This window comes from Oribacterium sp. HCP28S3_H8 (assembly GCF_052064775.1).
Lineage (GTDB): Bacteria > Bacillota > Clostridia > Lachnospirales > Lachnospiraceae > Oribacterium.
On sequence record NZ_JBQHUZ010000004.1, the window covers coordinates 148,131 to 170,075 of the forward strand.

Below are 21,945 nucleotides of genomic sequence, written 5' to 3' on the forward strand. Positions count from 1 at the left end.
TGAATTTAGTGAACTGCACCGTCAAGCGGAAAGATAACGTGACCGTAATTCTGTTATAATTACCGTTTGACTCTGCATGATTGTTTCAACTATGCCAAAGATTATACCAATCACCGATTATAGCCGGCCGGAGCTGGATGTATATGCCCGTCTCAAGGAGCCGGAGCTTCTGCATTATTATGAACCGGATCCCGGACTGTTTATCGCTGAGAGTCCCAATGTAATTGACCGCGCCTTAACTGCAGGATATAAACCGGTCTCGCTGCTTATGGAACCAAAAGACATCGACGGTGCAGCAGCCGGTATCCTTGAGAAAGTCCGGAAGCTTGAAGCAGCCGGAGAGATCCCCTCCATTCCGGTATATACGGCACCGCTGGATGTGCTTACCAAAATCACCGGATTTAAGCTGACGCGAGGTGTCCTTGCCGCAATGCAGCGGAGAACCTTGCCGGATCCGGAGCACCTCATAACGACCGTACTTAAGGATATTTCAAAGCAGCATTTTGTAAGGATCGCAATTCTTGAAAATGTCGTAAACCCCGCCAATGTCGGAGCAATTTTCCGGTCTGCGGCAGCACTGGATATCGATGCGGTATTTCTGACTCCTGCCTGCAGTGATCCATTGTATCGGAGAGCCGCGAGGGTTTCCATGGGGACCGTATTTCAGGTACCCTGGACCTTTACCGGAAGCTGCAGTGCGCAGTGGCCGGATCCGGATTTTGGTCTGTTCCGTAAATTTGGATTTAAAACTGCCGCAATGGCACTTACAGACCAGTCTATAAGCATCGACCATCCGGATCTTCTGGCAGAGGAAAGACTCGCAATCCTGCTTGGAACAGAGGGAGAGGGATTGCTTCCGGAAACCATACGCCAATGTGACTATACCGTAAAAATCCCGATGTCCCATGGTGTGGATTCCCTCAATGTTGCTGCCGCAAGCGCCGTCGCATTCTGGCAGCTCGCAGGATCCGTGAAACACCATACCCGAAGCTGCATTTAATTGCTTGAACAGCTTTAAACACATAGAAAGGGTTTTATTTATGAAATATCTTTTAATCGCCTTATATTTAATTGCAATTGCAGCATTAACCATCTACATTTTCCGTCATGCAGCAAGAAAAAACAGCCATGACAAAAATGACAATTCTTTCCATGGCTGTGCCGGCTGTGGAGCCTCAGCATTTTGCAGCGATCTAAAGAAATATGAAGCTGTTGCCGAGGGCGCATGCAAGGACCGGAAAAAGTAAATCCGCTGAAGTTTTAAAGCATTTCAGCTTGAAATTAAGAATTTCATAATCCTTGATTTCGACTTTCTTCAATCATTTTGGAAAGCTACATGTTATAGTAAAGACACAATAAATGTACGATTATTGTAACTCCTTTTTTGAAGCATCCTTTAACTCATATCCCTTGGGACCCTGGTGCATTGATAGCGCCGGGGTCCATTGTATTTTAAGCGGTAAGCCCTGGCTTACCGTTTATCTGTTATATGTTCCGTTCTGATTTATATCATCGGTGATTGATACAAGCGATATCCGTCGATGGACGACGATGCGAAAGATAACGTAATTACGGTAACCTTTGTGATTCTTACCGTTTATTTGTTATCTTTATGCACATATAACATCAGTACGGTTTAATTTTATATTAATTATTTATTAATTTTATGTAATTATATCATCATGACGGTACCGTAAATATGTTATCTATGCTGATTTCTCTTTCAAAGCCTGAAACATCTAACAAAAAGACGGTCAATGGAAAGAAAGCTTCATAACTTTACCGTAATTTTGTTATCTCAACTTTTTTCACAAACTTTTATTTAAAATTTCGTAAAATTTATACATATCTTTACCGTAAATCTGTTAGACCTTTGCATTTACGCTGCGTTTGCTTTGAATTGCGATTCCATTAGAACCATGAACCGTCTATTTGTTAGCTTCTGCCGTAAATCCGTTATCTTGTGCCGTTTTTATGTTAGATGCTGCCGTTTTTATGTTATCTTTGTTTCCGGAGACCGCGTAAAACCGTGCCTGGTCCTTTAAAGTATTTAAGTATATTAGCTGGAAATAAATATATATAAATAATAATAAAATAATAATTAAATATAAACGCGCACGCGAGCAGGTGAATTATAAGCAGATTACGTCCATATCCGACAAGTAAAGTCATTTCCGTACGAAAACAAACTGACGTAAGATATAACAGAAAAACGGTAAATACAGAGCTTGCCGGAGAAGTCAGAATTATAACATAATTACGGTCATTGTTTTTTTCTGATCCTGGTCGTATGATAGAATCTCGTAAGGGACAGGAGTTACGTTATGGCAGCTTATAAAACACAGAAGCAGAAGGTGGATGATCAGCGTACCTATCTGGTTGTCAAGGATAATGCGCTGATTCAGAAAGCAAAATATAATCTTACCGCCAATGAGCAGAAGCTTGTGAATTATGTGATCACAATGATAAAGCCGGGTGAGGAAGAGTTTAAGAAATATGAGATCCGGGCTTTGGATTTTGCGCGGCTTTGCGGCATTGATCCTAAAAATGTCTATCGTGACTTCCGTAATATGATTGATTCCATTGATGAGAAGGCATTCTGGGTCAACATTGATAATCGTGTGATTAAGCTCCGCTGGTTTAATGAGCCGGAATATAATGAACGGAAGGGTACTATAAGTCTGATTTTGGACAGTCGTATCAAAACATATCTTCTTGGAATACAGAACAATTTTACGGAATATGAGCTTTATAACATCCTGGCGATGACTTCCAAGTACTCACCGAGGCTTTATGAGCTTGCGAAGTCCTATGCGTATCTTGGTAAGGTGGATATTTCGGTAGATACCTTAAGGACCAACCTGATGGCGGATGTCTATACTGCATTTGGCAATTTTAAGCAGCGGGTTCTCGCACCGGCGATCAAGGAAATCAATGAGTATACGGATATTACGGTTTCCTACCAGTGCATTTCCGACAAGGGAGAGCTTGTTGAAGGGAAGCTGCAGGGTAAAAAAATCACCATGATCCGGCTTTACATTGAAAATAAGGATACATTAGATCGATATGCTACCTATAATAAGACGGTCGGCAAAATCGAGAAGCGCAATATGCAGTTTAAGGGTCAGCTGTCGCTTAACTTTGATGAGAGCGGCAAGCTGGTGGATATCGCGTAAGTTAAATCATAAGGTAAATACAGCAGTGCAGCATTTGTACTGCCGTATTTTTGTTATATGTAAAAAAAAGCTTGTTAAAATGAGCAAAGGAACCTATAATAATATAGCTCAATTACCAATTGGATTATAATGAGGTGAAATAATGGAAATAACTAAACCAGAACTGGAAGTTGTAGAAATTTCTGATGATGATAAATACGGACGTTTTGAGTATGGTCCTCTTGGCAAGGGAGAGGGTACGGTGATCGGCAACGCATTACGTCGGATTCTTTTATCCTCATTACCGGGCGCTGCGGTCAGTGATGTAAAGATTGACGGAGTATTTCATGAGTTCTCCTCCATTTCCGGAGTTAAGGAGGACGTTGCGGATATTATCCTTAATTTAAAAAAGCTTGCCATTAAAAACAACTCCAGCAGTGATGATCCTGTGACTGCATATATAGATTTTGCAGGAGAGGGTGTTGTTAAGGCATCAGATATAAAAGTAAGCTCCGAGATTGAGATTGTAAATCAGGATCAGACAATTGCAACTCTTTCCGGAAAGGATACCAGACTCTATATGGAGATTACCATTACCAAGGGCAGAGGCTACGATGGTGCCAACACCCGGGATAGAAGTGATCTTCCGATCGGCGTGATTGCTGTGGATTCTATTTATTCACCGATTGAAAGAGTTAACATCAATACGGTTCCGGATCCAACTCCGGAGGATGCCGATGCTGAGAAGCTGATTCTGGATGTATATACCAATGGAACAATGGCACCGGATGAGGCAGTATCTCTGGCTGCCCGTATTATGGACAGTCATCTGCAGATCTTCTTTAATATGGAGTCTGAGGTTTCCACTCCGGCAGCCACGGAGAGCGGCGAGACAGTAGAGCCGGGAAATCAGGACATTGACATGAGCATCGATGAGATGGAATTAAGCGTTCGTTCTTATAATTGTCTGAAGCGTGCCGGCATTAATACGGTAGGTGAGCTCTGCAGTAAGTCTGTGGAGGATCTCATGAAGGTTCGTAATATGGGTCGGAAGTCTCTGGACGAGATTCTTAAGAAGCTGGAAAGCATGGGATTGAGTCTGCAGCAGAAGTCTGCCGATTAATCCGTGCAAAGGAAATGAAAAGCCTGTTCCGAAATTTCGGAGCAGGTTTTTTTGTAATTTACCAGGAGGGAAGTCATGACAGGACAGCAGAACTATATATTACGGAAGGCAATTCGTCAGTATTTTGATAAGCGTAATGATGAAACCTATAATCAGGTATTGTCTGCCTTACTGATAGATCTTAATGAGCAAAAGGGCATTTATGTCCTGAAGACTGCTCCCAAAACAGATGATGAGGAAGCTCCACTCCGGACGGAGCTTATAAAACGTGACGGAAAATGCTACTATCCTTTGTTCAGCTATGCAGATGAGCTGTATGCTATGCCGGATCATAGTGGACTGCTCCTGGTGCATGAGCTTCTGGAAGAGCTTCTTACGGAGCTGAAGGACGAGGAAATGATGGATGGGCTGCTCATCGATCCATATGCAGAGGGCGCAGGTACACAGGATCACAGCGGCTTGGTGGTAGACCGTGCGATGGCACTGGAGCTCCTCCGGATGCATGGACAGGTGGAGATCAGTAACAGTGTCGAGGATAGTGTGTTTCAGCCGGAGGAGTCCAAAACAGATCCGGCAGATGGTGAGATCTATTAGAATTTATTTATAATTATGAGGAAAACAAATCCTGGACTTTATAGAGGTCTTGTTTCGGCTCTCCTTGCCTGTGGCCTTTTCGCTTCCTGCGGAAAAATCACAGGTTCTTTTTTACCTTCCCAGAGGGGAGCCGAGACATATAACAAAAATACGGCAGATGCTGCACCTTCTGATGCCGATGGAAATGCTGAGACGATGGAGAGCAGTTCTTCCGAGCCCGCAGTGTCTGAGAATGGAGCAGAAACATTGGCAGCGGATGTCGGTGGAAGCGCAGAATCGGAAGCGGGGACAACCGCAGCGGACATCATCATTCAAAATGAAGACAGTGCGCCGTATGCCTATCGTAGTCTCAGTGACCGTGAGCAGGTGATTTATAACGAGGTGCTTGCTGGCATCCGGAATCGGCGGGAGCAGACGGTCTCGACACTGGATCAGGCGGAGCTGAACCGCATTTATAATTATGTTTTGGCGGACCATCCGGAGATTTTTTATGTGGATGGATATACAGTATATGAAACAAAGGTGAATGATGTTGCCACAAAGCTTTCCTTTGAGAGCCGGTATACGATGTCGGCAGCAGAGGCGGTGCAGTATACGGCAGAAGCTCGGGATGCTGCGGATCAGATCCTTGCGGGGATTCCTGCAGGGGCGGACGACTACACCAAGGCAAAGTATATTTATGACTGGATTGTCAAAAATACGGAATATCAGGAGGAAGTTGCCCAGAATCAGACGATTTTGTCGGTGCTTCTCAACCATCAGTCAGTTTGCGCCGGATATGCGCATACGTTTCAGTACCTCATGGAAAAGGCCGGGCTTGAGACAATTTATGTGACGGGTACGGCGCAGGGGGCGGATCATGCCTGGAATATTTCATGGCTTGACGGCGTGCCGTATCAGTTTGATGTGACCTGGGGTGAGGTGTCCACCGGAAATTCCAATGTCGGCATTTCTGATTATATACGGTATGATTATTTTGCTATAACTTCTGAGGAGATGCTGCGGGATCATGTCGTCAGTGATGCTAATGCTGCGAATGTGCCTTTGCCGGATTGCACGGAAACAGCAGATAATTATTTCCATCGGGAGGGAACGTATCTTAGCGCGGATGATGTACATCCGATCGGGGATGCATTTCAGAAGGCGTATCGGGACGGGGCAAAGGTGGTGCAGCTTAAATTTGCAAACCGGGAGCTTTTTGAGCGTATGATGCATGAGCTTGTTACGGGACAGGCGGTTTACAGCTTTATCCGTGGCGGAAGCTCTGTTTCGTATATTGTGAATGATGCGCAGTATACGGTGGCGTTTTCCATCGGCTGAGATCGATATTTGAGAAAGTACATTAAGATAGTTTATCAAGAAAGCTTATAAAGAAAGCTTATGCGAGATCAAACAAGAGCAGGAGCTCAAAGCTTCATGGCATAAATTACAGACGCTCTAAGGATAGACGACTGACAAGTCGGACGGAGAAACCTCTGTTTGGAAACGTCTCAAAAACAAAAAGAGCATCGGAAGTAAATTTCCGGTGCTCTTAAAATCATGCGGGAGATGGGACTTGAACCCACACGTCCTATCGGACACAAGATCCTTAGTCTTGCCTGTCTGCCAATTTCAGCACTCCCGCAGACAAATAAGAAATATACAGGAAAAATAATTATATGTCAACTGGAAAATTGCTTACATTGATATCGTACTAAAAAGCGAGAGAAAATGATAGAATATGCTTAAGAACATCAATAATGCAATGCTGACAGTCTAACGATAAATCGGATCACAAATCCTGGAGGAAAACAAATATATGGCATTTCTAACTACGCTTTGTTATATCGAGAAGGATGGAAAATACCTTATGCTGCATCGGGTTTCCAAACAGCATGATATCAATCATGGAAAGTGGATCGGTGTAGGCGGTAAATTTGAGGAGAATGAAAGTCCGGAGGAGTGCCTTTTACGGGAGGTGAAGGAGGAAACGGGGTATACGCTGACATCCTGGAAGTTCCGGGGCATCGTGACCTTTATATCACCGGGTGCGATGGAATATATGCATCTTTTTACTGCAGACGGCTTTACAGGAGATGCGGTAGACTGCGATGAAGGGGAGCTTGCATGGATTCCTAAGGCACAGGTGCCGGAGCTGAATCTCTGGGAGGGAGACAGGATCTTTTTAAAGCTTCTCATTGAGCGGGAGAGCTTCTTTTCTTTAAAGCTTGTCTATGGTGAAGGCGACCGTCTGATGGAGGCAAAGCTGGATGGCAAAAATCTGATGTGATCGTTCTTTATCGGAACAGTAGTCGGGTAAAAGGGATCGCTGCCCGATCGCAGTAGATCAGATGAAACCAGAGAGCAGACAAAACTGGATGAAGGAGCAGGAGCAAATGCAGTACAATGCCGGCGGAAATAAAAAAATGTACAATATGTATATCCTGGAAATCCTCAGGGAATATACTGATGATGAACACAGCCTGACACAGCAGGAGATTCTTAAGCTTCTCAGGGAGAACTACGGGGTGGAGTGTGACCGGAGGTCTGTAAAGAGCAATATCGAGTATCTGGAGGGGCTCGGCATCGAGATTGACGAGGAGGATGGATACCGGCTTCTGACAAGGGATTTTGACGATGCAGAGCTCAGGATGCTGATTGAATCAGTGCTGTTTTCCAAGACTCTGTCCAGTACGGAAGCAAAGCGGCTTGTAAATAAGCTTTCTGGTCTGGGCAGCAGGTACTTTACTTCCCGGATCGGACATATCCGTTCTGTTTCGCAGTTCCATCATACGGACAATAAGCAGGTTATGATCACGATCGATGTCCTGGACGAGGCAATTGAAAAAAAGAAAAAAATAGAGTTTATCTATAATTCCTACGGTATTGATTATAAGCTGCATCCGCGGCGTCCGGAGCCCTTTAAGATGAATCCATATGCCATCGTAGCTTCCAATGGGATGTTTTATCTCATTGGAAACTACGATAAGTATGAGAATCTCGCACATTATCGGATTGACAAAATGACTGGTGTAAGGATCCTGGATGAGCCTGTAAAGGATCCGAAGCTTGTTAAGGGCATGGAGCATGGTCTCAATCTTCCCAGGCATATGGCAGAGCATGTCTATATGTTTTCCGGAGAAAGTGTGGATGTGATCCTCCGGACCTCTGTAAAATCCATGGATATGCTGATTGACTGGTTTGGCAAGGAATTTCAGATCGTGGAAAAAGGGGAAGAGGAAATCAAGGTCCGCATTCACTGTAATGAGCAGGCGATGGAGTACTGGGCATTGCAGTATGGCAAATACGTTGAGGTACTGGAACCGGAGACGCTCCGCCTTAAGCTCCGTGATGACATTAAAAAAATGTATGAAAAATACAGCAGCTAAAGTATAATGATAGGGCTTTACAATCGGTAGAGCATCATAAAGAATTTGAGGCAAGGATCAGAATGAACAGCAAACAGGGAGAACTGATTTTCAGATATGGCGCAATGGGCAGCTCCAAAACCGCCAATGCACTGATGGTACGTTATAATTACATGGAAAAGGGATATAAGGTCTATCTTCTGAAACCGGCGACGGACACAAGAGATGGAAAGGATGTCATCAAATCCAGGATCGGACTGGAGGCGGAATGCGAAATCGTGAGCTCCTTCCTGGACAGAATCAAGCAGATCACATTCACAGATCACTCGGTTATCCTTATAGATGAAGCGCAGTTTTTGACACCGGAGGAGGTGGAGACCTTTGCACATATCGTGGATAATCTCGATATTGATGTCATCTGTTATGGTTTATTGACAGATTTTCAGAGTCTGATGTTTCCGGGCTCTAAGCGGCTGGTGGAGCTGGCTGATCAACTCGAGGAGATCCCGACACTCTGCTGGTGCGGAAGACGCGCGCACTTCAACACCCGATTCTCCAACGGCAAGGTCGTGCGGACCGGTGCACAGGTGATGATCGGCGGCAACGAGTCCTATGTGCCGCTGTGCCGGAAGCATTTCTATGAAGGAAAGCTCGGGCAGTTTGAGTGAAATTTTGGGAGATGTGATCCGCAGGAGGCATGAATTTTATGAAATATAAGTCGATTCTTATAAAAGATACTACCATGGAGGAGAGGCGCCAGATTGTTTACGGCTCCCTCTATGGCTGCGGCAGCGAATGTGAGTTTTGCAATGGCTGCGACAATCTGGGCGGCGGCTCGATCGACGCAATGTATGAACCGTACATTAACGGAGAAAAGGAAATCCGGGAAATCAACGCAGAGTATATGGCGCGGATGGTGCATTGAGAAAGCTTGTGTAGATAAAATGTCACAAAACAATACGGATCAGAAAAACAGAAAGGAGTCTGCGAATGCTTCCGGCAGAGGCATTCGCGGGGTAAATCTTGGCAACTGGCTGGTGCTGGAGCGCTGGATGGAGCCGGAAATTTTCCGCGGGACGGATGCGGAGGATGAAACCTGGTTGAATCGGGATCTCCCAAAGGCGGAGCTTGAGAAGCGCCTGAAAAAGCACAGAGAAACATTTATTACAGAGAAGGATTTTGAAGAGATTCATAAGCTGGGACTCAATACGGTCCGGATTCCGGTGCCGTATTTTATTTTTGGAGATTTCCCGCCCTACTCGGGCTGCATTGAGTATCTGGACCTGGCGTTTGACTGGGCGGAGCGCTGGGACCTTAGGATCCTGATTGATCTCCATACCACGCCGGGAAATCATAACGGCTATGACAATGGAGGTCTGGTCGGTGTTTGCCGTTTCCATAAGGAGCCACGTGCCGTCGCATATGTTTTACATGTCCTTGAACGTCTTGCCCGGCGGTATGGGAAACGCAGAGGGCTTTTTGGCATTGAGGTGCTGAATGAACCGATCAGCCTGCCAGTGTATCTTTTTGCACCGACTACCGGCAAAGCGCGGGACCGAAAGGAAGCAAAGGGCTCCGGTTATGTGCCGCTCCGCTTCTTACGGAAATTCTATAAAGAAGCGTACCGAAGGCTCCGGGTCTATCTCCCGGAGGATAAAGCCATTGTATTTCATGATGGCTTTCGGCTGCCACTGTGGGGGAGATTTTTTGAAAGAGCCGGCATGAAGCATGTGTATCTGGATACGCACCAGTATATCTGGGCGATGGAAATGTTTCTGCCATTTCACAGACTCTGGCTCTACTGGTTTTATGTGATGCTGGAGCAGAGGATGATCCGCCGCGCTGAGCGGCATGTGCCGGTGATTGTCGGTGAATGGTCCAACTGCAACAGATACGCTGCGTTCCAGCGAAACCGGCGCTACCACGATCAGGGAACCAATATCTGGAGTGAACGAGTCGGAGATCTCAAAAAGAAGCTGGACGAGAAGCTTCCGGAGGATATCAAGGTGCTGAACAGCATCCGGGAGTATTCGCAGGAGGCCGCCAGGGTCGTTGCAGAAGAACGGAGGAAGCTGCAGCGGGAGATCCGGAAATCCTGTATGGCGGAACAGAGACGGCGGTTCCGGAAGGTTGCCAATATGCAGCTTCATGCCTGGGAGCATGCTGCCGGCTGGTTTTACTGGAGCTGGAAGCTTGAGCCGGAGAGCGGGAGACATACAGTTGAGTTCTGGAAGGAGAGCTGGGATTATCACCGTTCTGTCCGGAATGGATGGCTGCCTAAAAAGATCACGAAGTGAGAGATATCGCTGTTTGCAAAGCGATATAGTATAAGACGATCGTATCAGGAGGAAAATATGCCCAAGGTTTCGATTATTGTGCCGGTTTATAATGCGGAGAATGTGATCCGCCGCTGCGTGGACAGCATTCTCCAGCAGGAGTTTACGGATTTTGAGCTTCTTTTGATGGATGATGGCAGTAAAGACAGAAGCGGAGCAATCCTGGACGAGTATGCCGCTAGGGATTCAAGGATCACTGTGGTGCATAAGCCAAATTCCGGTGTTTCGGATACCAGGAATCAGGCGCTTGGTATGGCTCAGGGCACCTATATTCAGTTTCTGGATGCAGACGACTGGATCACCAAGGATGCCACGAGACTTCTGGTCCGGGCGATGGAGGAGCATGATGCGGATCTTGTGATTTCGGATTTTTACCGGGTCGTGGGAGACAATACCTCACGGAAAGGCGATATTACGGCAAAGGACGTTATCAGCCGGGAGGAGTACGGAGAGTGGATGCTCAAAAATCCTGCGGATTATTATTACGGAGTCCTCTGGAACAAGCTGTTTAAGCGCTCTATTGTGCAGCAATATGGACTTCGGATGGATGAAACGCTGCACTGGTGTGAGGATTTTATCTTTAATATGGAGTATATCCTGCATGTAGACAGAATTTTTGCGCTGCAGATACCGATCTATTACTATGTTAAGACAGAAGGCTCGCTTGTCTCTATGGGCATGAATCTTCCGGGGATCGTAAGCATGAAAACCAATGTCATCAAGTACTATGATAATTTCTATAAGCACCTGTACGACGATGATGAATACATGAAAAAACGTCCCGAGATTTACCGGTTTCTGATTGATTACGCGAGGGATGACGCGGCGATTCCGGGGCTGCCGGGGACCAAAAAGCTCGGGCAGGAGATCGTGCCGGTGCATGTTTCGCCATCTATTGAGAGTAATGTCTTCACCGACCTCTATTACAGCCAGAAGCTTTTGGATACATTGCTTGAGCGGACCGGAGCGCAATATGGTCTGGATCTTAAGGAAATGAAGGTAGTGATGTATCTGCGCTTTGCAGGGTCTGAAAAAAATCTTAAGGAAGCTGCCGACCTGATCGGACTCTCGCAGCCGGGAGTGATCGGATGTATGCAGAAGTTATTGCTGAAGCGTTATATCAAATTTAATTTTTCCGGCATGGTCCTGAGCCACGAGAGTGTGTTTCTCGATGCGGAGTTTACTGCGGATGGGCAGGTAGTCAGCGCCGCAATCGATCAGGTTATGGATGATTTTGAGAGGATCCGTTATGGAGAGCTTACAGACGCCGGAAGAGAGAAACTTCGGGCGGAACTTCGGCAGGAGCTCGAGAGGGTGAAGCGCGCATTATAGGAAGCGTGCCACACCTGATTCTATATTGACATAGATTACACAACTACTTCTGTGCTACCGTTGGTTTGTATGTGAGTGATAGAAAAAGAAGGAGCAGGTATCTTATGGAATCATGGGTTCTGCAAGATACCTGCTATTTATTTTGTAAATGCATTGCTAAGATATGACAGATCTGACGCGGCAGATGCATTGATAACATTGACAGAAGTACTTTAACATGTTAATGTCATCGAATGTGTAAATGAACAAAGGATGATCTATCGAAGCTGCTACAGGGCTTCCATAGTTAAAAACAGTTAATATGAGTGATAATAGAAATCAGTTGGAGAGATCGCGCCACAGGCAGGAAAAGCTCCATCGCCTTGTCCGGCAGTATCAGAAGGAAAAACGGCGGAAAAGGCTGTTCCGGCGGGTGCTCGTTGCAGCCATTATCCTGATGCTTTTTGTGTCGGTGCTGATCCCGTTTGGCATGGTCCGGCATTATCAGAGCATGACGCAGCAGGTGGAGTTCCGGGAGGATGAGGTTCAGAATACGGATATCGATACTGCGCAGCTGGAAGCCATGAAGGGCTACTGGAGCTGTGTACTGTTTGGGGTGGATTCCAGAGATGGTACGGTCGGTAAAGGCAACAATGCGGATGTACAGATTATCATCAGCGCGGATCTTGATACCGGAGACATTCGCCTTGTATCGATCTACAGGGATACGTATCTGAATCTGGGTAAAGAATATGCCAAGATCAATAAAGCGTATACAAGCGGCGGACCGGAGCAGGCGGTAAAGGCGCTGAACCGAAATCTTGACCTTAACATTGATAACTACGCGACATTTAACTGGAAGGCGGTGGCGGATGCGATTGACATGCTGGGAGGCGTGGATATCAATGTGACCGACCAGGAGTTTTATTATATGAATGCGTATATCACCGAGACTTGTCAGAAAAGCGGGATTTCCGCGGAAAATCCGGCGGCGGAGTATCTTGACAAGGCGGGGTACCAGCATCTTAATGGCGTACAGGCAGTTGCATACGCAAGGCTCCGGTATACAGATGATGATTTTGAACGGACCAAGCGGCAGAGAGCCATCATGATGCAGCTTCTGGACAAGGCAAAGGGAACATCTCTACTTAAGCTGAATCAGATTGTGGAGACGGTACTTCCGGAGACCGCCACCAATATCGGGCTGGAGGATGCACTCAGAGTACTTAAAAATATCAATAAGTTCCGGGTTTCCGGTAATGCGGGATTTCCATCCAGATTTGTTACAAAGAAAATCGGAAGCAATGGAGACTGCGTGATTCCGGCGGATCTTGAAAAAAATGTACAACTTTTGCATGAGTTTTTATTTGATGTTTCGGATTATGATGTATCCGGCACAGTATCGGAGCTGAATCAGAAGATCCGTTCAAGAACGGGGATCACGACCAAAAGCTCGGAGATTATCCGGCGCTAAAATGGACACAGGAAGGAACAGTATGGGAGAAAGAGAATTTCATAAAGGCGATCTGGTGCGGCACTTTAAGAGGGAAATGGTGGATCCGAAGTCTACAGAGTATCTGTACCGGATTGTCGGAACTGCGGTGCACTCGGAGAACCGGGAGAAATATATGGTATATCAGGCTCTATATGGTGACGAGGGTCTGTATATCCGCCCGTATGATATGTTTATGAGCGAGGTTGACCATGCGAAGTATCCTGAAATCCGGCAGCAGTGGAGATTTGACTGGGTGACGGAAAAGGACCTTGAGATTCTCTGGAAAATGGAAAAGGGAAATGCGGAAGTTACTAAGGCTCAGTGAGGCATAGCAAGGTATGGATTATGGGGCACTTTATAACAAAATGACGGCAGTGTTACGAAGGCACGACGGACTTATCGTACTGATCCGTGAGCTGGACAGGATGCTTAAGCTTATGCTGTATCTCCTGTATCCGGCGCTGCTTCTTTGGCTTTTATACCGGAAGGACATGAGAGTTCTTCCGGTTTTTTTGATTCCGGCAGCTTCCTTTGTACTTTTATCTATTTTACGGCATCAGATCAACCGTCCGCGCCCCTATGTTCGATGGCCGGAGATGGAGCCTCTGATCCGCCGCAATAAAACGGGGGACTCGATGCCAAGCCGGCATGTATTCTCCTGTGTGGTGATTGCCATGGCTTGGCTTTATGTCGTTCCCATGGCCGGATGGCTTCTTTTAATCGTGGGCATCCTGATTGCGCTCATCCGGGTCGCTCTCGGAGTACATTATCCATCGGATGTTGTGATTGGATATTTATGCGGATTACTGGCAGGATTATTATTTTATATCTTGTGAAAATACAGAATTATGGTATGATGTACACAATTATCCAGTATAATTATGCATATTACATGTGACAATGTATGATATGCGTGAGTTGCCGAAAGCAGTACATGTGATGCCAGACGCGACGGTAAGCTTAGTATTGGTATAGCTTATGGCGGTGAGCTGCAGTTTTTTGCAAGACAAAACATGGACTCGTGCTGGAAATCATAATGGAAAGGGATACATGCATGAAAACCAAGGTATATATCGATGGACAGAGCGGAACGACAGGGCTGCAGATTTATGACAGAATCGGCGCAAGAGAGGATCTTGAGCTTCTCAGAATCCCGGAGGAGAAGCGGCATGACCTTGCCGAGCGGAAAAAATATCTTAATGCAGCGGATATCGTGTTTCTCTGTCTGCCGGATGATGGTGCAAGGGAAGCGGTTTCGCTGATTGAAAACCCGGAGGTGCGCGTGATCGATGCTTCCACGGCGCACAGAACGAGCGAAGACTGGACCTATGGCTATCCGGAGCTCTCGCCAGAGCAGAGAGAGGCGATCCGCCACAGTAAGCGGGTAGCCAATCCCGGATGTCATGCGACCGGACTGATTTCCTCAGCAGCGCCGCTTGTAAGGATGGGGATTTTGCCAAAGGATTATCCGCTGACCTGCTTTTCACTTACAGGGTACTCCGGTGGTGGTAAGAAAATGATTACGCAATACGAAGCTGAGGACAAGCCGGCTCAGCTGTACGCTCCGGGCATCTATGGACTTACGCTTAAGCATAAGCATATCCCGGAGATGCAGAAGGTCTGCGGACTTACCTATCCGCCTGTTTTTTTGCCGGTGGTGGATGACTATTACAAGGGCATGGCAACAACGATCATGCTTGAGAATCGCCTGCTTCCGGGACATCCGACGGCGGAAGACATCTGCGGGAAGCTCAAGGACTACTATAAGGATGCGTATTTTGTGAATGTTTCTGACTTCGGAGATCACCCGTCGACCTTATATAGTAACGTGCTTGCAGGTACCAACCGTCTGCAGCTTGTTGTCTGTGGACATGAGGAGCAGACGACGATTACCGCACTGTTTGATAACCTTGGCAAGGGTGCGAGCGGAGCTGCAGTGCAGAACATGAATATCATGCTGGGGCTTGAGGAAAGCACCGGATTATAAGCATTCGCGGGTACATACCGACAGGCTTAAGGAAAAATTTCTGTATACCATCCGTAGCTTTGCAGGTACATTAGCAAAAGATTGTTAAATATTAGATTTTTTAGAGTGACAATTTGGATTTATAAGGTATAATAAGCCTTGGATGTTTTTATAAAAAAACATTGTGATTTACTCAGACCAAATTTTTAAAAGAAAGAGGTTAAGTGGAATGGCTAAAATTGATTTAACACAGTATGGAATTACCGGTACAACCGAGATTGTTTACAATCCATCCTATGAGGAGCTTTTTAAGGAGGAGACCAATCCTTCTCTTGAGGGCTATGAGGTAGGTCATCAGACAGAGCTCGGTGCGGTTGATGTATTTACAGGCATTTATACAGGACGTTCTCCTAAGGATAAGTATCTGGTTGTGGATGAAAATTCCAAGGATACTGTATGGTGGACCAGTGATGAATATAAAAATGATAACCATCCATGTTCTGAGGAAAACTGGCAGACGTTAAAGGAAATTGCCAAGAAGGAGCTTTCCAACAAGAAGCTGTATGTCATTGATGGCTTCTGCGGTGCCAACAAGGATACCCGTATGGCAGTCCGTTTCATTATGGAGGTTGCTTGGCAGGCTCACTTTGTAAAGAACATGTTTATCCGTCCGACGAAGGAAGAGGAAGCAGAGTTCAAGCCGGATTTTGTTGTATATAATGCATCTAAGGCTAAGGTAGAGAACTACAAGGAGATGGGTCTCAACTCCGAGACAGCGGTTGCCTTTAACATCACAAGCCACGAGCAGGTTATCATCAACACCTGGTACGGCGGAGAGATGAAGAAGGGCATGTTCTCCATGATGAACTATTATCTGCCGCTCAAGGGCATCGCTTCTATGCACTGCTCAGCTAATACGGATCTTAACGGTGAGCATACCTGCATTTTCTTTGGACTTTCCGGAACCGGTAAGACCACTCTGTCCACCGATCCTAAGAGACTGCTGATCGGCGATGATGAGCACGGCTGGGATGATAACGGCGTATTTAACCTTGAGGGCGGCTGCTATGCCAAGGTTATCAACCTGGATAAGGATGCAGAGCCGGATATCTATGGCGCCATCAGAAGAGACGCTCTTCTGGAAAATGTTACAGTAGATGATAACGGCAAGCTGGACTTCAATGATAAGAGCGTAACGGAGAATACACGTGTATCCTATCCGATCAATCATATCGAGAAGATCGTAAAGCCGATTTCTCATGGTCCTGCAGCTGACAACGTAATTTTCCTGTCTGCAGATGCCTTTGGTGTACTGCCTCCTGTTTCCATCCTTACTCCGGAGCAGACCAAGTACTACTTCCTTTCCGGATTTACCGCTAAGCTTGCTGGTACAGAGCGTGGTATCACAGAGCCGACTCCGACCTTCTCTGCTTGCTTCGGTCAGGCATTCCTCGAGCTGCATCCGACAAAGTATGCTGAGGAGCTTGTAAAGCGTATGGAGAAGTCCGGCGCCAAGGCTTACCTTGTTAACACAGGCTGGAATGGAACCGGCAAGAGAATTTCCATCAAGGATACTCGTGGAATCATCACTGCAATTCAGAATGGTGACGTTGCCAAGGCTCCGACTAAGAAGATTCCGTTCTTTAACTTTGAGGTTCCGACAGAGCTTCCGGGTGTAGATCCTGCAATCCTTGATCCGAGAGATACCTACAAGACTCCGGAGGAGTGGACAGAAAAGGCTAAGGATCTTGCTGCAAGATTCCAGAAGAACTTCAAGAAGTACGAGGGTAATGAGGCTGGTAAGGCACTGGTTTCCGCAGGTCCTGAGCTGTAATATGACTTGTACTGTACGATCGGATCGTAAGATCGTAAGTATAAGTAGCATCAGATCGTTTACTGATTTTTATTGACGGTGCTTGGTTTATATTGGTCTATATTGATCTACTAAGGGCAGGGGTTTACTGAACGACAGGTTTGGTAAGCCCCTGCTTTTTTGTGCTGTAGATTAATATGTCCATGTTGAATTTGTGAAATGCTTATATTGCCGCTCTTGTCTTAATTCAGAGAGCTCCCGGAAAGCTGCAATATGGATTGCAATGCCTTGCATGTAGAGTTGATTGCACTTATGTAAATAATAGAGTTAATAATAGAGTAATAACGTCTTTTTACACTTGACATATGTGCGCGTGAGATATACAGTCTGTAGGACGCTATTTAACTTTATTACTTATATAAAAATTTGATATGGGGAGTACAAGGGAGTATGTGGACGCAGATCAATGAGATGTTAAAAACGATAGACCAGCTGGTCTGGGGTGTACCGCTGATGGTGCTGATCCTTGCGGGAGGTGTGCTGCTTTCTGTAAGGACCAGATTTCTGCAGATCAAACGGCTGCCGCTGGCGTTGAAATGGATTGTTGCAGTTGAGGAATCCGAGGAGGGAGAGGTCAGCAGCTTTGCGGCTCTGATGACGGCATTGTCTGCTACCATTGGCACGGGAAATATTGTCGGTGTGGCAACTGCCGTTGCTGCGGGTGGTCCCGGTGCATTGTTCTGGATGATCGTTGCCGCGTTTTTTGGCATGGCTACGAAGTATTCGGAAGCTCTGCTGGCGGTGAAATATCGTGACATTGACGCATCCGGTCATACACTTGGCGGACCGTTCTATTATATTGAGAAGGGTATGGGTGCTTCCTGGAAATGGCTTGCAAAGCTTTTTGCCTTTTTTGGCATGTGCGTGGGTCTCTTTGGAATCGGAACCTTCTCTCAGGTGAATGGCATTGTTTCCGCCGTCAATAATTTCTTTAATCCGTCCGGCGTAAAAAATATTTCACTTCCCGGCATCGGATCCTACAGCGGCGTAACCATTGTATCGTCACTGATTCTGGCAATTCTGGTTGCCCTTGTGGTCATCGGTGGTCTTAAGCGGATTTCCAAGGTGGCATCGGTCATTGTGCCGTTTATGGCGATCACCTATTTTATCTTTGCGGTTTTGCTGATTTTAATGAATCTTACCAAAATCCCGGATGCTTTTGTGGAAATCGTGGCAGGAGCATTCAATCCAAAAGCCATTACCGGAGGACTGGTCGGCAGCATGCTTGTAGCAATGCAGAAGGGTATTGCGCGTGGAATTTTTTCCAATGAGGCAGGACTCGGATCTGCACCGATCGCGGCAGCGGCAGCCAAGACCAAGGAACCGGTACGGCAGGGGCTGGTATCTATGACAGGTACTTTCCTTGATACGATTGTGATCTGCAATCTGACAGGACTCTCGATTGTCCTGACCGGTGCCTGGAAGCAGCCTGGTCTCGAGGGAGTCGCGGTAACAACCTATGCGTTTCAGAACGGGCTTCCGTTTCCGGTGCTGTTTTCCCAGTTTGTACTGATGGTCTGCCTGATTTTCTTTGCATTCACAACGATACTCGGATGGGATTACTACTCAGAGAGATGTCTCGAATATCTCTCGCACGGGAACCTCAAGCCGGTCAAGGTGTTCCGCTGGCTCTATATCCTGGCGGTATTTATCGGACCGTATATGACGGTTTCCGCTGTATGGACGATCGCGGATATCTTTAATGGTCTGATGGCGATCCCAAATATGATTGCTCTTTTTGCCTTAAGTGGTGTGGTCGCGCGGGAAACCCGGGAGTTTTTTGCAGCAGGGAAGCATCTTTCTTAATGTACGGAAAGTCATGGATATGCTATATTTAATTTGGCTATTTTATGTGAAGTAAAAATATAAAGCATAGGTCCGGAAAGGCGTATCCATGGAGACAAACAGTAAGAGAGAACTTTTTGAAAAGATGCCTGTACCTAAGGCACTGGCAACAATGGCGATTCCAACGATCATCAGTCAGCTCATCAACCTGATTTACAACGTTGTGGATACCTTTTTTATCGGACGCACCGGAAACTCCTATATGATGGCAGGAGTTACCGTATCCTTTACGTTGTTTATGCTGACGATCGCCTTTGGTAATCTTTTTGGAATCGGCGGTGGCAGCCTCATGGCAAGGCTGATCGGGCAGCACCGGGACGAGGACGCACAGCATGTCAGTGCCTTTGCCGTGTATGGCTGTGTGCTCCTTTCTCTTGCCTATGGACTGTTTGTCTATGTATTTCAGACACCGCTTTTGACATTGCTTGGAGCATCTCTATACACCATGGAGTACGCAAAGCAGTATGTGCTGCTTGTAGTGGTGTTTGGAAGTCTTCCGACGATTCTCTCTGCGGTGCTTGCGCATCTACTCAGAAACGTAGGATATTCGCGGCAGGCAAGTAAAGGTCTGTCCGGTGGAGGACTCCTTAACATTATCCTTGATCCGCTGTTTATGTTTGTACTTCTGCCGCATGGCATGGAGGTCTTTGGCGCGGCGCTCGCAACCCTTCTGTCCAACGTGATCGCCTGCATCTATCTTATCATTGTATTTCTGCGGTTATCCGGCAAGGCGCCGGTTTCCCTCCGGCTGTCGGAGCTTCATAAGGTCAGCGGCAGTCAGATCCGCGGACTGTTTTCTGTCGGGATTCCCTCAGCAATCCTGACGGGTCTTTTTGATGTTGCAAATATCTTTCTCAATGCCCAGATGGCGGTACACGGGGATCTGCAGCTTGCAGCCATCGGCATCGTCATGAAGATCGAGCGTCTGCCCAATGCCATCAATATCGGCATCTGCCAGGGCATGCTTCCGATCGTTGCTTACAATTTTTCCTCGGGAAATCATACTCGCATGAATGCGGTGATCCGCTGTGCTCGGAAATATGGTTTACTGATCTGCTTTATCAGCGTGGCGCTTTTTGAAATTTTTGGTGGCGGTGTCACGCATATTTTCCTGGATACCTCGGGTGACAGCGCGGCGGATGCATTGGCGACACTTGCATTTGCAACCACCTTTTTAAGGATCCGCTGCCTGGCATCACCGGTGCAGTTTCTGAATTTCAGCAGCTCATACTGCATGCAGGGAATCGGAGATGGCAGAGATACCATGCTGCATGCCGTTGTCCGGGAGATTGTATTTTACATCCCGTTTATGTTTATCCTGGACCGCATCTTTGGCGAATACGGTCTTGCCAGTGCACTCCCGGTGGGCGAGGCCTGTGGTGCCGCCTTTGCGCTTTTCCTTTTGACAAGGTACATCCGGAAGCATGCGGCAGTGCAGTAAAAAAATCATAGAGTGTTCCGCGGTAGAAACAGATCTGGTAGAATGTTCAGGAAATAATCAGACCAATGATTTTTAAGGATGGTACCACTTGGTTGTGAAGAAGGAATGAAAGAAGGAGAACCTTATGGCGAAGGATACAGAGCTTAAGCTGCAGAAGGCAATGATTTATAGCATTTTTGTGAGAAATTATTCCGAGGAGGGTACATTTCGCGCGGTGGAGCAGGATCTTGCAAGAATCAAGGCGCTGGGCACGGATTATATCTGGCTGCTTCCGATTCATCCGATCGGAGTAAAAGGCAGGAAGGGTACGGTAGGAAGTCCCTATGCCAATCAGGATTACCGTGCTATAAATCCGGATCTTGGCAGTGTGGAGGACTTTGAGCATCTTGTCAATGCGATTCATGAAGCAGGTATGAAGGTGATGATGGATGTGGTTTACAATCATACCTCGCCGGATTCTGTGCTTGTTGAGGAGCATCCGGAATATTTCTATCGTAAGCCGGATGGCAGCATGGGAAACAAGCTTGGGGACTGGACAGATGTCGTGGATCTAGATTATAGCAATGTGAAGCTCTGGTTCTATCAGATTGAAACGCTTAAGATGTGGGCGCGGTTTGTCGATGGGTTTCGCTGCGATGTTGCTCCGATGGTGCCGATTGAGTTCTGGCAGGCGGCAAGAGAAGCGGTACGGAAGGTCAATCCGGATTGTATCTGGCTTGCAGAATCCAATGAAAGCCGCTTTATATCCTTCTGTCATCGGCATGGCATCGCCAATTTCTCGGACATTGAGGGGTACCAGGCATTTGACATGGAATATGCGTATGATACGCGGGATGCATTCGCAGGATACCTCCGTGGAGACCGGTCTCTCCGGGCATGGCTGGATGTGATGAATGAGCAGGCGGTTGCGCTGGACCCGCATAATGTGAAGCTGCAGTTCCTGGAAAATCATGATCAGCCGAGGATTGCAAGCTTTATAAAGGAGGATAGAAGCCTCAGAAATTTTACGGCATTTCTCTATTTCAGTAAGGGCGCGGTACTGCTTTATAACGGGCAGGAATATGAAACAGCGCATCTTCCGGAGCTTTTTGAGAAGGATCCGATTCCGCGCAGTGCCGAAGCGGGGCGGGATCTCAGCGGACTGATTGCGCGGCTTGCAAGGATCCGCCGGGAGATTTTGTCTGAGACAGAGTTCTGGCATGCGGAAGTGGAGGACGAAATTTGTACTGCGGTCTGTTATCGCAGCAGCAGGGAGCATCTTACAGTAGGAGTATTTGATTTGCATGTTTCGGTGCCCGAGGCTTCATTTACCGTCTCCGTGGATGTACCGGATGGGACGTATCAGGATGAAATTTCCGGGAAGGAGCTTTCTGTAAACGCGGGGCGGATGCGGTTTGATGGGCAGCCGGTGATTTTCCGCGTGAGATAATTTGAAGTGATAGATAGGAGTGGGGAGGTC

At 46.8% G+C, this 21,945-nt stretch carries 20 protein-coding genes and 1 tRNA gene; 20 read left to right on the forward strand and 1 reads right to left on the reverse strand.

What is annotated here, in order from left to right:
- Nucleotides 1–91 precede the first annotated feature (91 nt).
- The 6 genes from ACTNEN_RS06415 (at nt 92) to ACTNEN_RS06440 (ending at nt 6,192) form a co-directional block, all read left to right on the forward strand.
- On the forward strand, nt 92–1,000 hold the full coding sequence (locus tag ACTNEN_RS06415) for a TrmH family RNA methyltransferase (protein WP_441205214.1): 909 nt from the start codon (nt 92–94) through the stop codon (nt 998–1,000).
- 40 nt (nt 1,001–1,040) lie between these two features.
- Nucleotides 1,041–1,247 carry a hypothetical protein gene (locus ACTNEN_RS06420; RefSeq protein WP_441205215.1) on the forward strand — a complete coding sequence of 69 codons (207 nt, stop codon included), beginning with the start codon at nt 1,041–1,043 and terminating at the stop codon, nt 1,245–1,247.
- Nucleotides 1,248–2,324: 1,077 nt separating this feature from the next.
- The gene (locus ACTNEN_RS06425; protein ID WP_441205216.1) at nt 2,325–3,176 is read left to right on the forward strand and encodes a replication initiation protein; all 852 of its coding nucleotides are present in this window, start codon (nt 2,325–2,327) and stop codon (nt 3,174–3,176) included.
- A gap of 139 nt (nt 3,177–3,315) precedes the next feature.
- Entirely contained in the window at nt 3,316–4,278 is a 963-nt protein-coding gene (locus ACTNEN_RS06430) for a DNA-directed RNA polymerase subunit alpha (RefSeq protein ID WP_441205439.1), read from the forward strand.
- 75 nt (nt 4,279–4,353) lie between these two features.
- Nucleotides 4,354–4,872, forward strand: a complete 519-nt coding sequence (locus ACTNEN_RS06435) for an SseB family protein (RefSeq protein ID WP_441205218.1) — start codon at nt 4,354–4,356, stop codon at nt 4,870–4,872.
- Between the two features lie 15 nt (nt 4,873–4,887).
- Nucleotides 4,888–6,192, forward strand: coding sequence for a transglutaminase domain-containing protein (locus ACTNEN_RS06440; RefSeq protein WP_441205219.1), 1,305 nt, complete (start codon nt 4,888–4,890; stop codon nt 6,190–6,192).
- Between the two features lie 220 nt (nt 6,193–6,412).
- Here the strand turns inward: ACTNEN_RS06440 and ACTNEN_RS06445 are convergent.
- Nucleotides 6,413–6,496: transfer RNA gene (locus tag ACTNEN_RS06445), tRNA-Leu, on the reverse strand.
- A gap of 174 nt (nt 6,497–6,670) precedes the next feature.
- Between ACTNEN_RS06445 and ACTNEN_RS06450 the strand changes: the two genes are divergently transcribed.
- The 14 genes from ACTNEN_RS06450 (at nt 6,671) to ACTNEN_RS06515 (ending at nt 21,915) form a co-directional block, all read left to right on the forward strand.
- Nucleotides 6,671–7,141, forward strand: a complete 471-nt coding sequence (locus tag ACTNEN_RS06450) for an NUDIX hydrolase (RefSeq protein WP_441205221.1) — start codon at nt 6,671–6,673, stop codon at nt 7,139–7,141.
- Nucleotides 7,142–7,202: 61 nt separating this feature from the next.
- Nucleotides 7,203–8,240 carry a helix-turn-helix transcriptional regulator gene (locus ACTNEN_RS06455; RefSeq protein WP_441205223.1) on the forward strand — a complete coding sequence of 346 codons (1,038 nt, stop codon included), beginning with the start codon at nt 7,203–7,205 and terminating at the stop codon, nt 8,238–8,240.
- A 62-nt stretch (nt 8,241–8,302) separates the two neighbouring features.
- Entirely contained in the window at nt 8,303–8,887 is a 585-nt protein-coding gene (locus ACTNEN_RS06460; RefSeq protein WP_441205225.1) for a thymidine kinase, read from the forward strand.
- 38 nt (nt 8,888–8,925) lie between these two features.
- Complete coding sequence (locus ACTNEN_RS06465; RefSeq protein WP_441205227.1) at nt 8,926–9,144, forward strand: hypothetical protein; 219 nt, start codon at nt 8,926–8,928, stop codon at nt 9,142–9,144.
- A gap of 19 nt (nt 9,145–9,163) precedes the next feature.
- On the forward strand, nt 9,164–10,516 hold the full coding sequence (locus tag ACTNEN_RS06470) for a glycoside hydrolase family 5 protein (protein ID WP_441205228.1): 1,353 nt from the start codon (nt 9,164–9,166) through the stop codon (nt 10,514–10,516).
- Nucleotides 10,517–10,573: 57 nt separating this feature from the next.
- Nucleotides 10,574–11,887, forward strand: coding sequence for a glycosyltransferase family 2 protein (locus ACTNEN_RS06475; RefSeq protein ID WP_441205230.1), 1,314 nt, complete (start codon nt 10,574–10,576; stop codon nt 11,885–11,887).
- 301 nt (nt 11,888–12,188) lie between these two features.
- Nucleotides 12,189–13,340 (forward strand): LCP family protein, encoded by a 1,152-nt coding sequence (locus tag ACTNEN_RS06480; protein WP_441205231.1) that lies wholly within the window; start codon nt 12,189–12,191, stop codon nt 13,338–13,340.
- 22 nt (nt 13,341–13,362) lie between these two features.
- On the forward strand, nt 13,363–13,686 hold the full coding sequence (locus tag ACTNEN_RS06485) for a DUF1653 domain-containing protein (protein ID WP_441205233.1): 324 nt from the start codon (nt 13,363–13,365) through the stop codon (nt 13,684–13,686).
- A gap of 13 nt (nt 13,687–13,699) precedes the next feature.
- Nucleotides 13,700–14,197: a phosphatase PAP2 family protein gene (locus tag ACTNEN_RS06490; protein ID WP_441205235.1), complete on the forward strand. Its 498-nt coding sequence runs from the start codon at nt 13,700–13,702 to the stop codon at nt 14,195–14,197.
- Nucleotides 14,198–14,415: 218 nt separating this feature from the next.
- Entirely contained in the window at nt 14,416–15,348 is a 933-nt protein-coding gene (gene argC / locus ACTNEN_RS06495) for an N-acetyl-gamma-glutamyl-phosphate reductase (RefSeq protein WP_441205237.1), read from the forward strand.
- A 208-nt stretch (nt 15,349–15,556) separates the two neighbouring features.
- Nucleotides 15,557–17,161 (forward strand): phosphoenolpyruvate carboxykinase (ATP), encoded by a 1,605-nt coding sequence (pckA, locus tag ACTNEN_RS06500; RefSeq protein ID WP_441205239.1) that lies wholly within the window; start codon nt 15,557–15,559, stop codon nt 17,159–17,161.
- Nucleotides 17,162–17,590: 429 nt separating this feature from the next.
- On the forward strand, nt 17,591–19,006 hold the full coding sequence (locus ACTNEN_RS06505) for an alanine/glycine:cation symporter family protein (RefSeq protein WP_441205240.1): 1,416 nt from the start codon (nt 17,591–17,593) through the stop codon (nt 19,004–19,006).
- A gap of 88 nt (nt 19,007–19,094) precedes the next feature.
- Nucleotides 19,095–20,486 carry an MATE family efflux transporter gene (locus tag ACTNEN_RS06510; protein WP_441205242.1) on the forward strand — a complete coding sequence of 464 codons (1,392 nt, stop codon included), beginning with the start codon at nt 19,095–19,097 and terminating at the stop codon, nt 20,484–20,486.
- A 124-nt stretch (nt 20,487–20,610) separates the two neighbouring features.
- Complete coding sequence (locus ACTNEN_RS06515; protein WP_441205244.1) at nt 20,611–21,915, forward strand: alpha-amylase family glycosyl hydrolase; 1,305 nt, start codon at nt 20,611–20,613, stop codon at nt 21,913–21,915.
- Nucleotides 21,916–21,945: the final 30 nt, after the last annotated feature.

Coding starts and splice junctions, on each gene's coding strand:
- ACTNEN_RS06505 (WP_441205240.1), top strand. CDS start 17,591: ATGTGGACGCAGATCAATGAGATGTTAAAAACGATAGACCAGCTGGTC.
- ACTNEN_RS06460 (WP_441205225.1), top strand. CDS start 8,303: ATGAACAGCAAACAGGGAGAACTGATTTTCAGATATGGCGCAATGGGC.
- ACTNEN_RS06510 (WP_441205242.1), top strand. CDS start 19,095: ATGGAGACAAACAGTAAGAGAGAACTTTTTGAAAAGATGCCTGTACCT.
- ACTNEN_RS06465 (WP_441205227.1), top strand. CDS start 8,926: ATGAAATATAAGTCGATTCTTATAAAAGATACTACCATGGAGGAGAGG.
- ACTNEN_RS06455 (WP_441205223.1), top strand. CDS start 7,203: ATGAAACCAGAGAGCAGACAAAACTGGATGAAGGAGCAGGAGCAAATG.
- ACTNEN_RS06515 (WP_441205244.1), top strand. CDS start 20,611: ATGGCGAAGGATACAGAGCTTAAGCTGCAGAAGGCAATGATTTATAGC.
- argC (WP_441205237.1), top strand. CDS start 14,416: ATGAAAACCAAGGTATATATCGATGGACAGAGCGGAACGACAGGGCTG.
- ACTNEN_RS06480 (WP_441205231.1), top strand. CDS start 12,189: ATGAGTGATAATAGAAATCAGTTGGAGAGATCGCGCCACAGGCAGGAA.
- ACTNEN_RS06440 (WP_441205219.1), top strand. CDS start 4,888: ATGAGGAAAACAAATCCTGGACTTTATAGAGGTCTTGTTTCGGCTCTC.
- ACTNEN_RS06475 (WP_441205230.1), top strand. CDS start 10,574: ATGCCCAAGGTTTCGATTATTGTGCCGGTTTATAATGCGGAGAATGTG.
- ACTNEN_RS06415 (WP_441205214.1), top strand. CDS start 92: ATGCCAAAGATTATACCAATCACCGATTATAGCCGGCCGGAGCTGGAT.
- ACTNEN_RS06470 (WP_441205228.1), top strand. CDS start 9,164: ATGTCACAAAACAATACGGATCAGAAAAACAGAAAGGAGTCTGCGAAT.
- ACTNEN_RS06490 (WP_441205235.1), top strand. CDS start 13,700: ATGGATTATGGGGCACTTTATAACAAAATGACGGCAGTGTTACGAAGG.
- ACTNEN_RS06485 (WP_441205233.1), top strand. CDS start 13,363: ATGGGAGAAAGAGAATTTCATAAAGGCGATCTGGTGCGGCACTTTAAG.
- pckA (WP_441205239.1), top strand. CDS start 15,557: ATGGCTAAAATTGATTTAACACAGTATGGAATTACCGGTACAACCGAG.
- ACTNEN_RS06425 (WP_441205216.1), top strand. CDS start 2,325: ATGGCAGCTTATAAAACACAGAAGCAGAAGGTGGATGATCAGCGTACC.
- ACTNEN_RS06420 (WP_441205215.1), top strand. CDS start 1,041: ATGAAATATCTTTTAATCGCCTTATATTTAATTGCAATTGCAGCATTA.
- ACTNEN_RS06450 (WP_441205221.1), top strand. CDS start 6,671: ATGGCATTTCTAACTACGCTTTGTTATATCGAGAAGGATGGAAAATAC.
- ACTNEN_RS06435 (WP_441205218.1), top strand. CDS start 4,354: ATGACAGGACAGCAGAACTATATATTACGGAAGGCAATTCGTCAGTAT.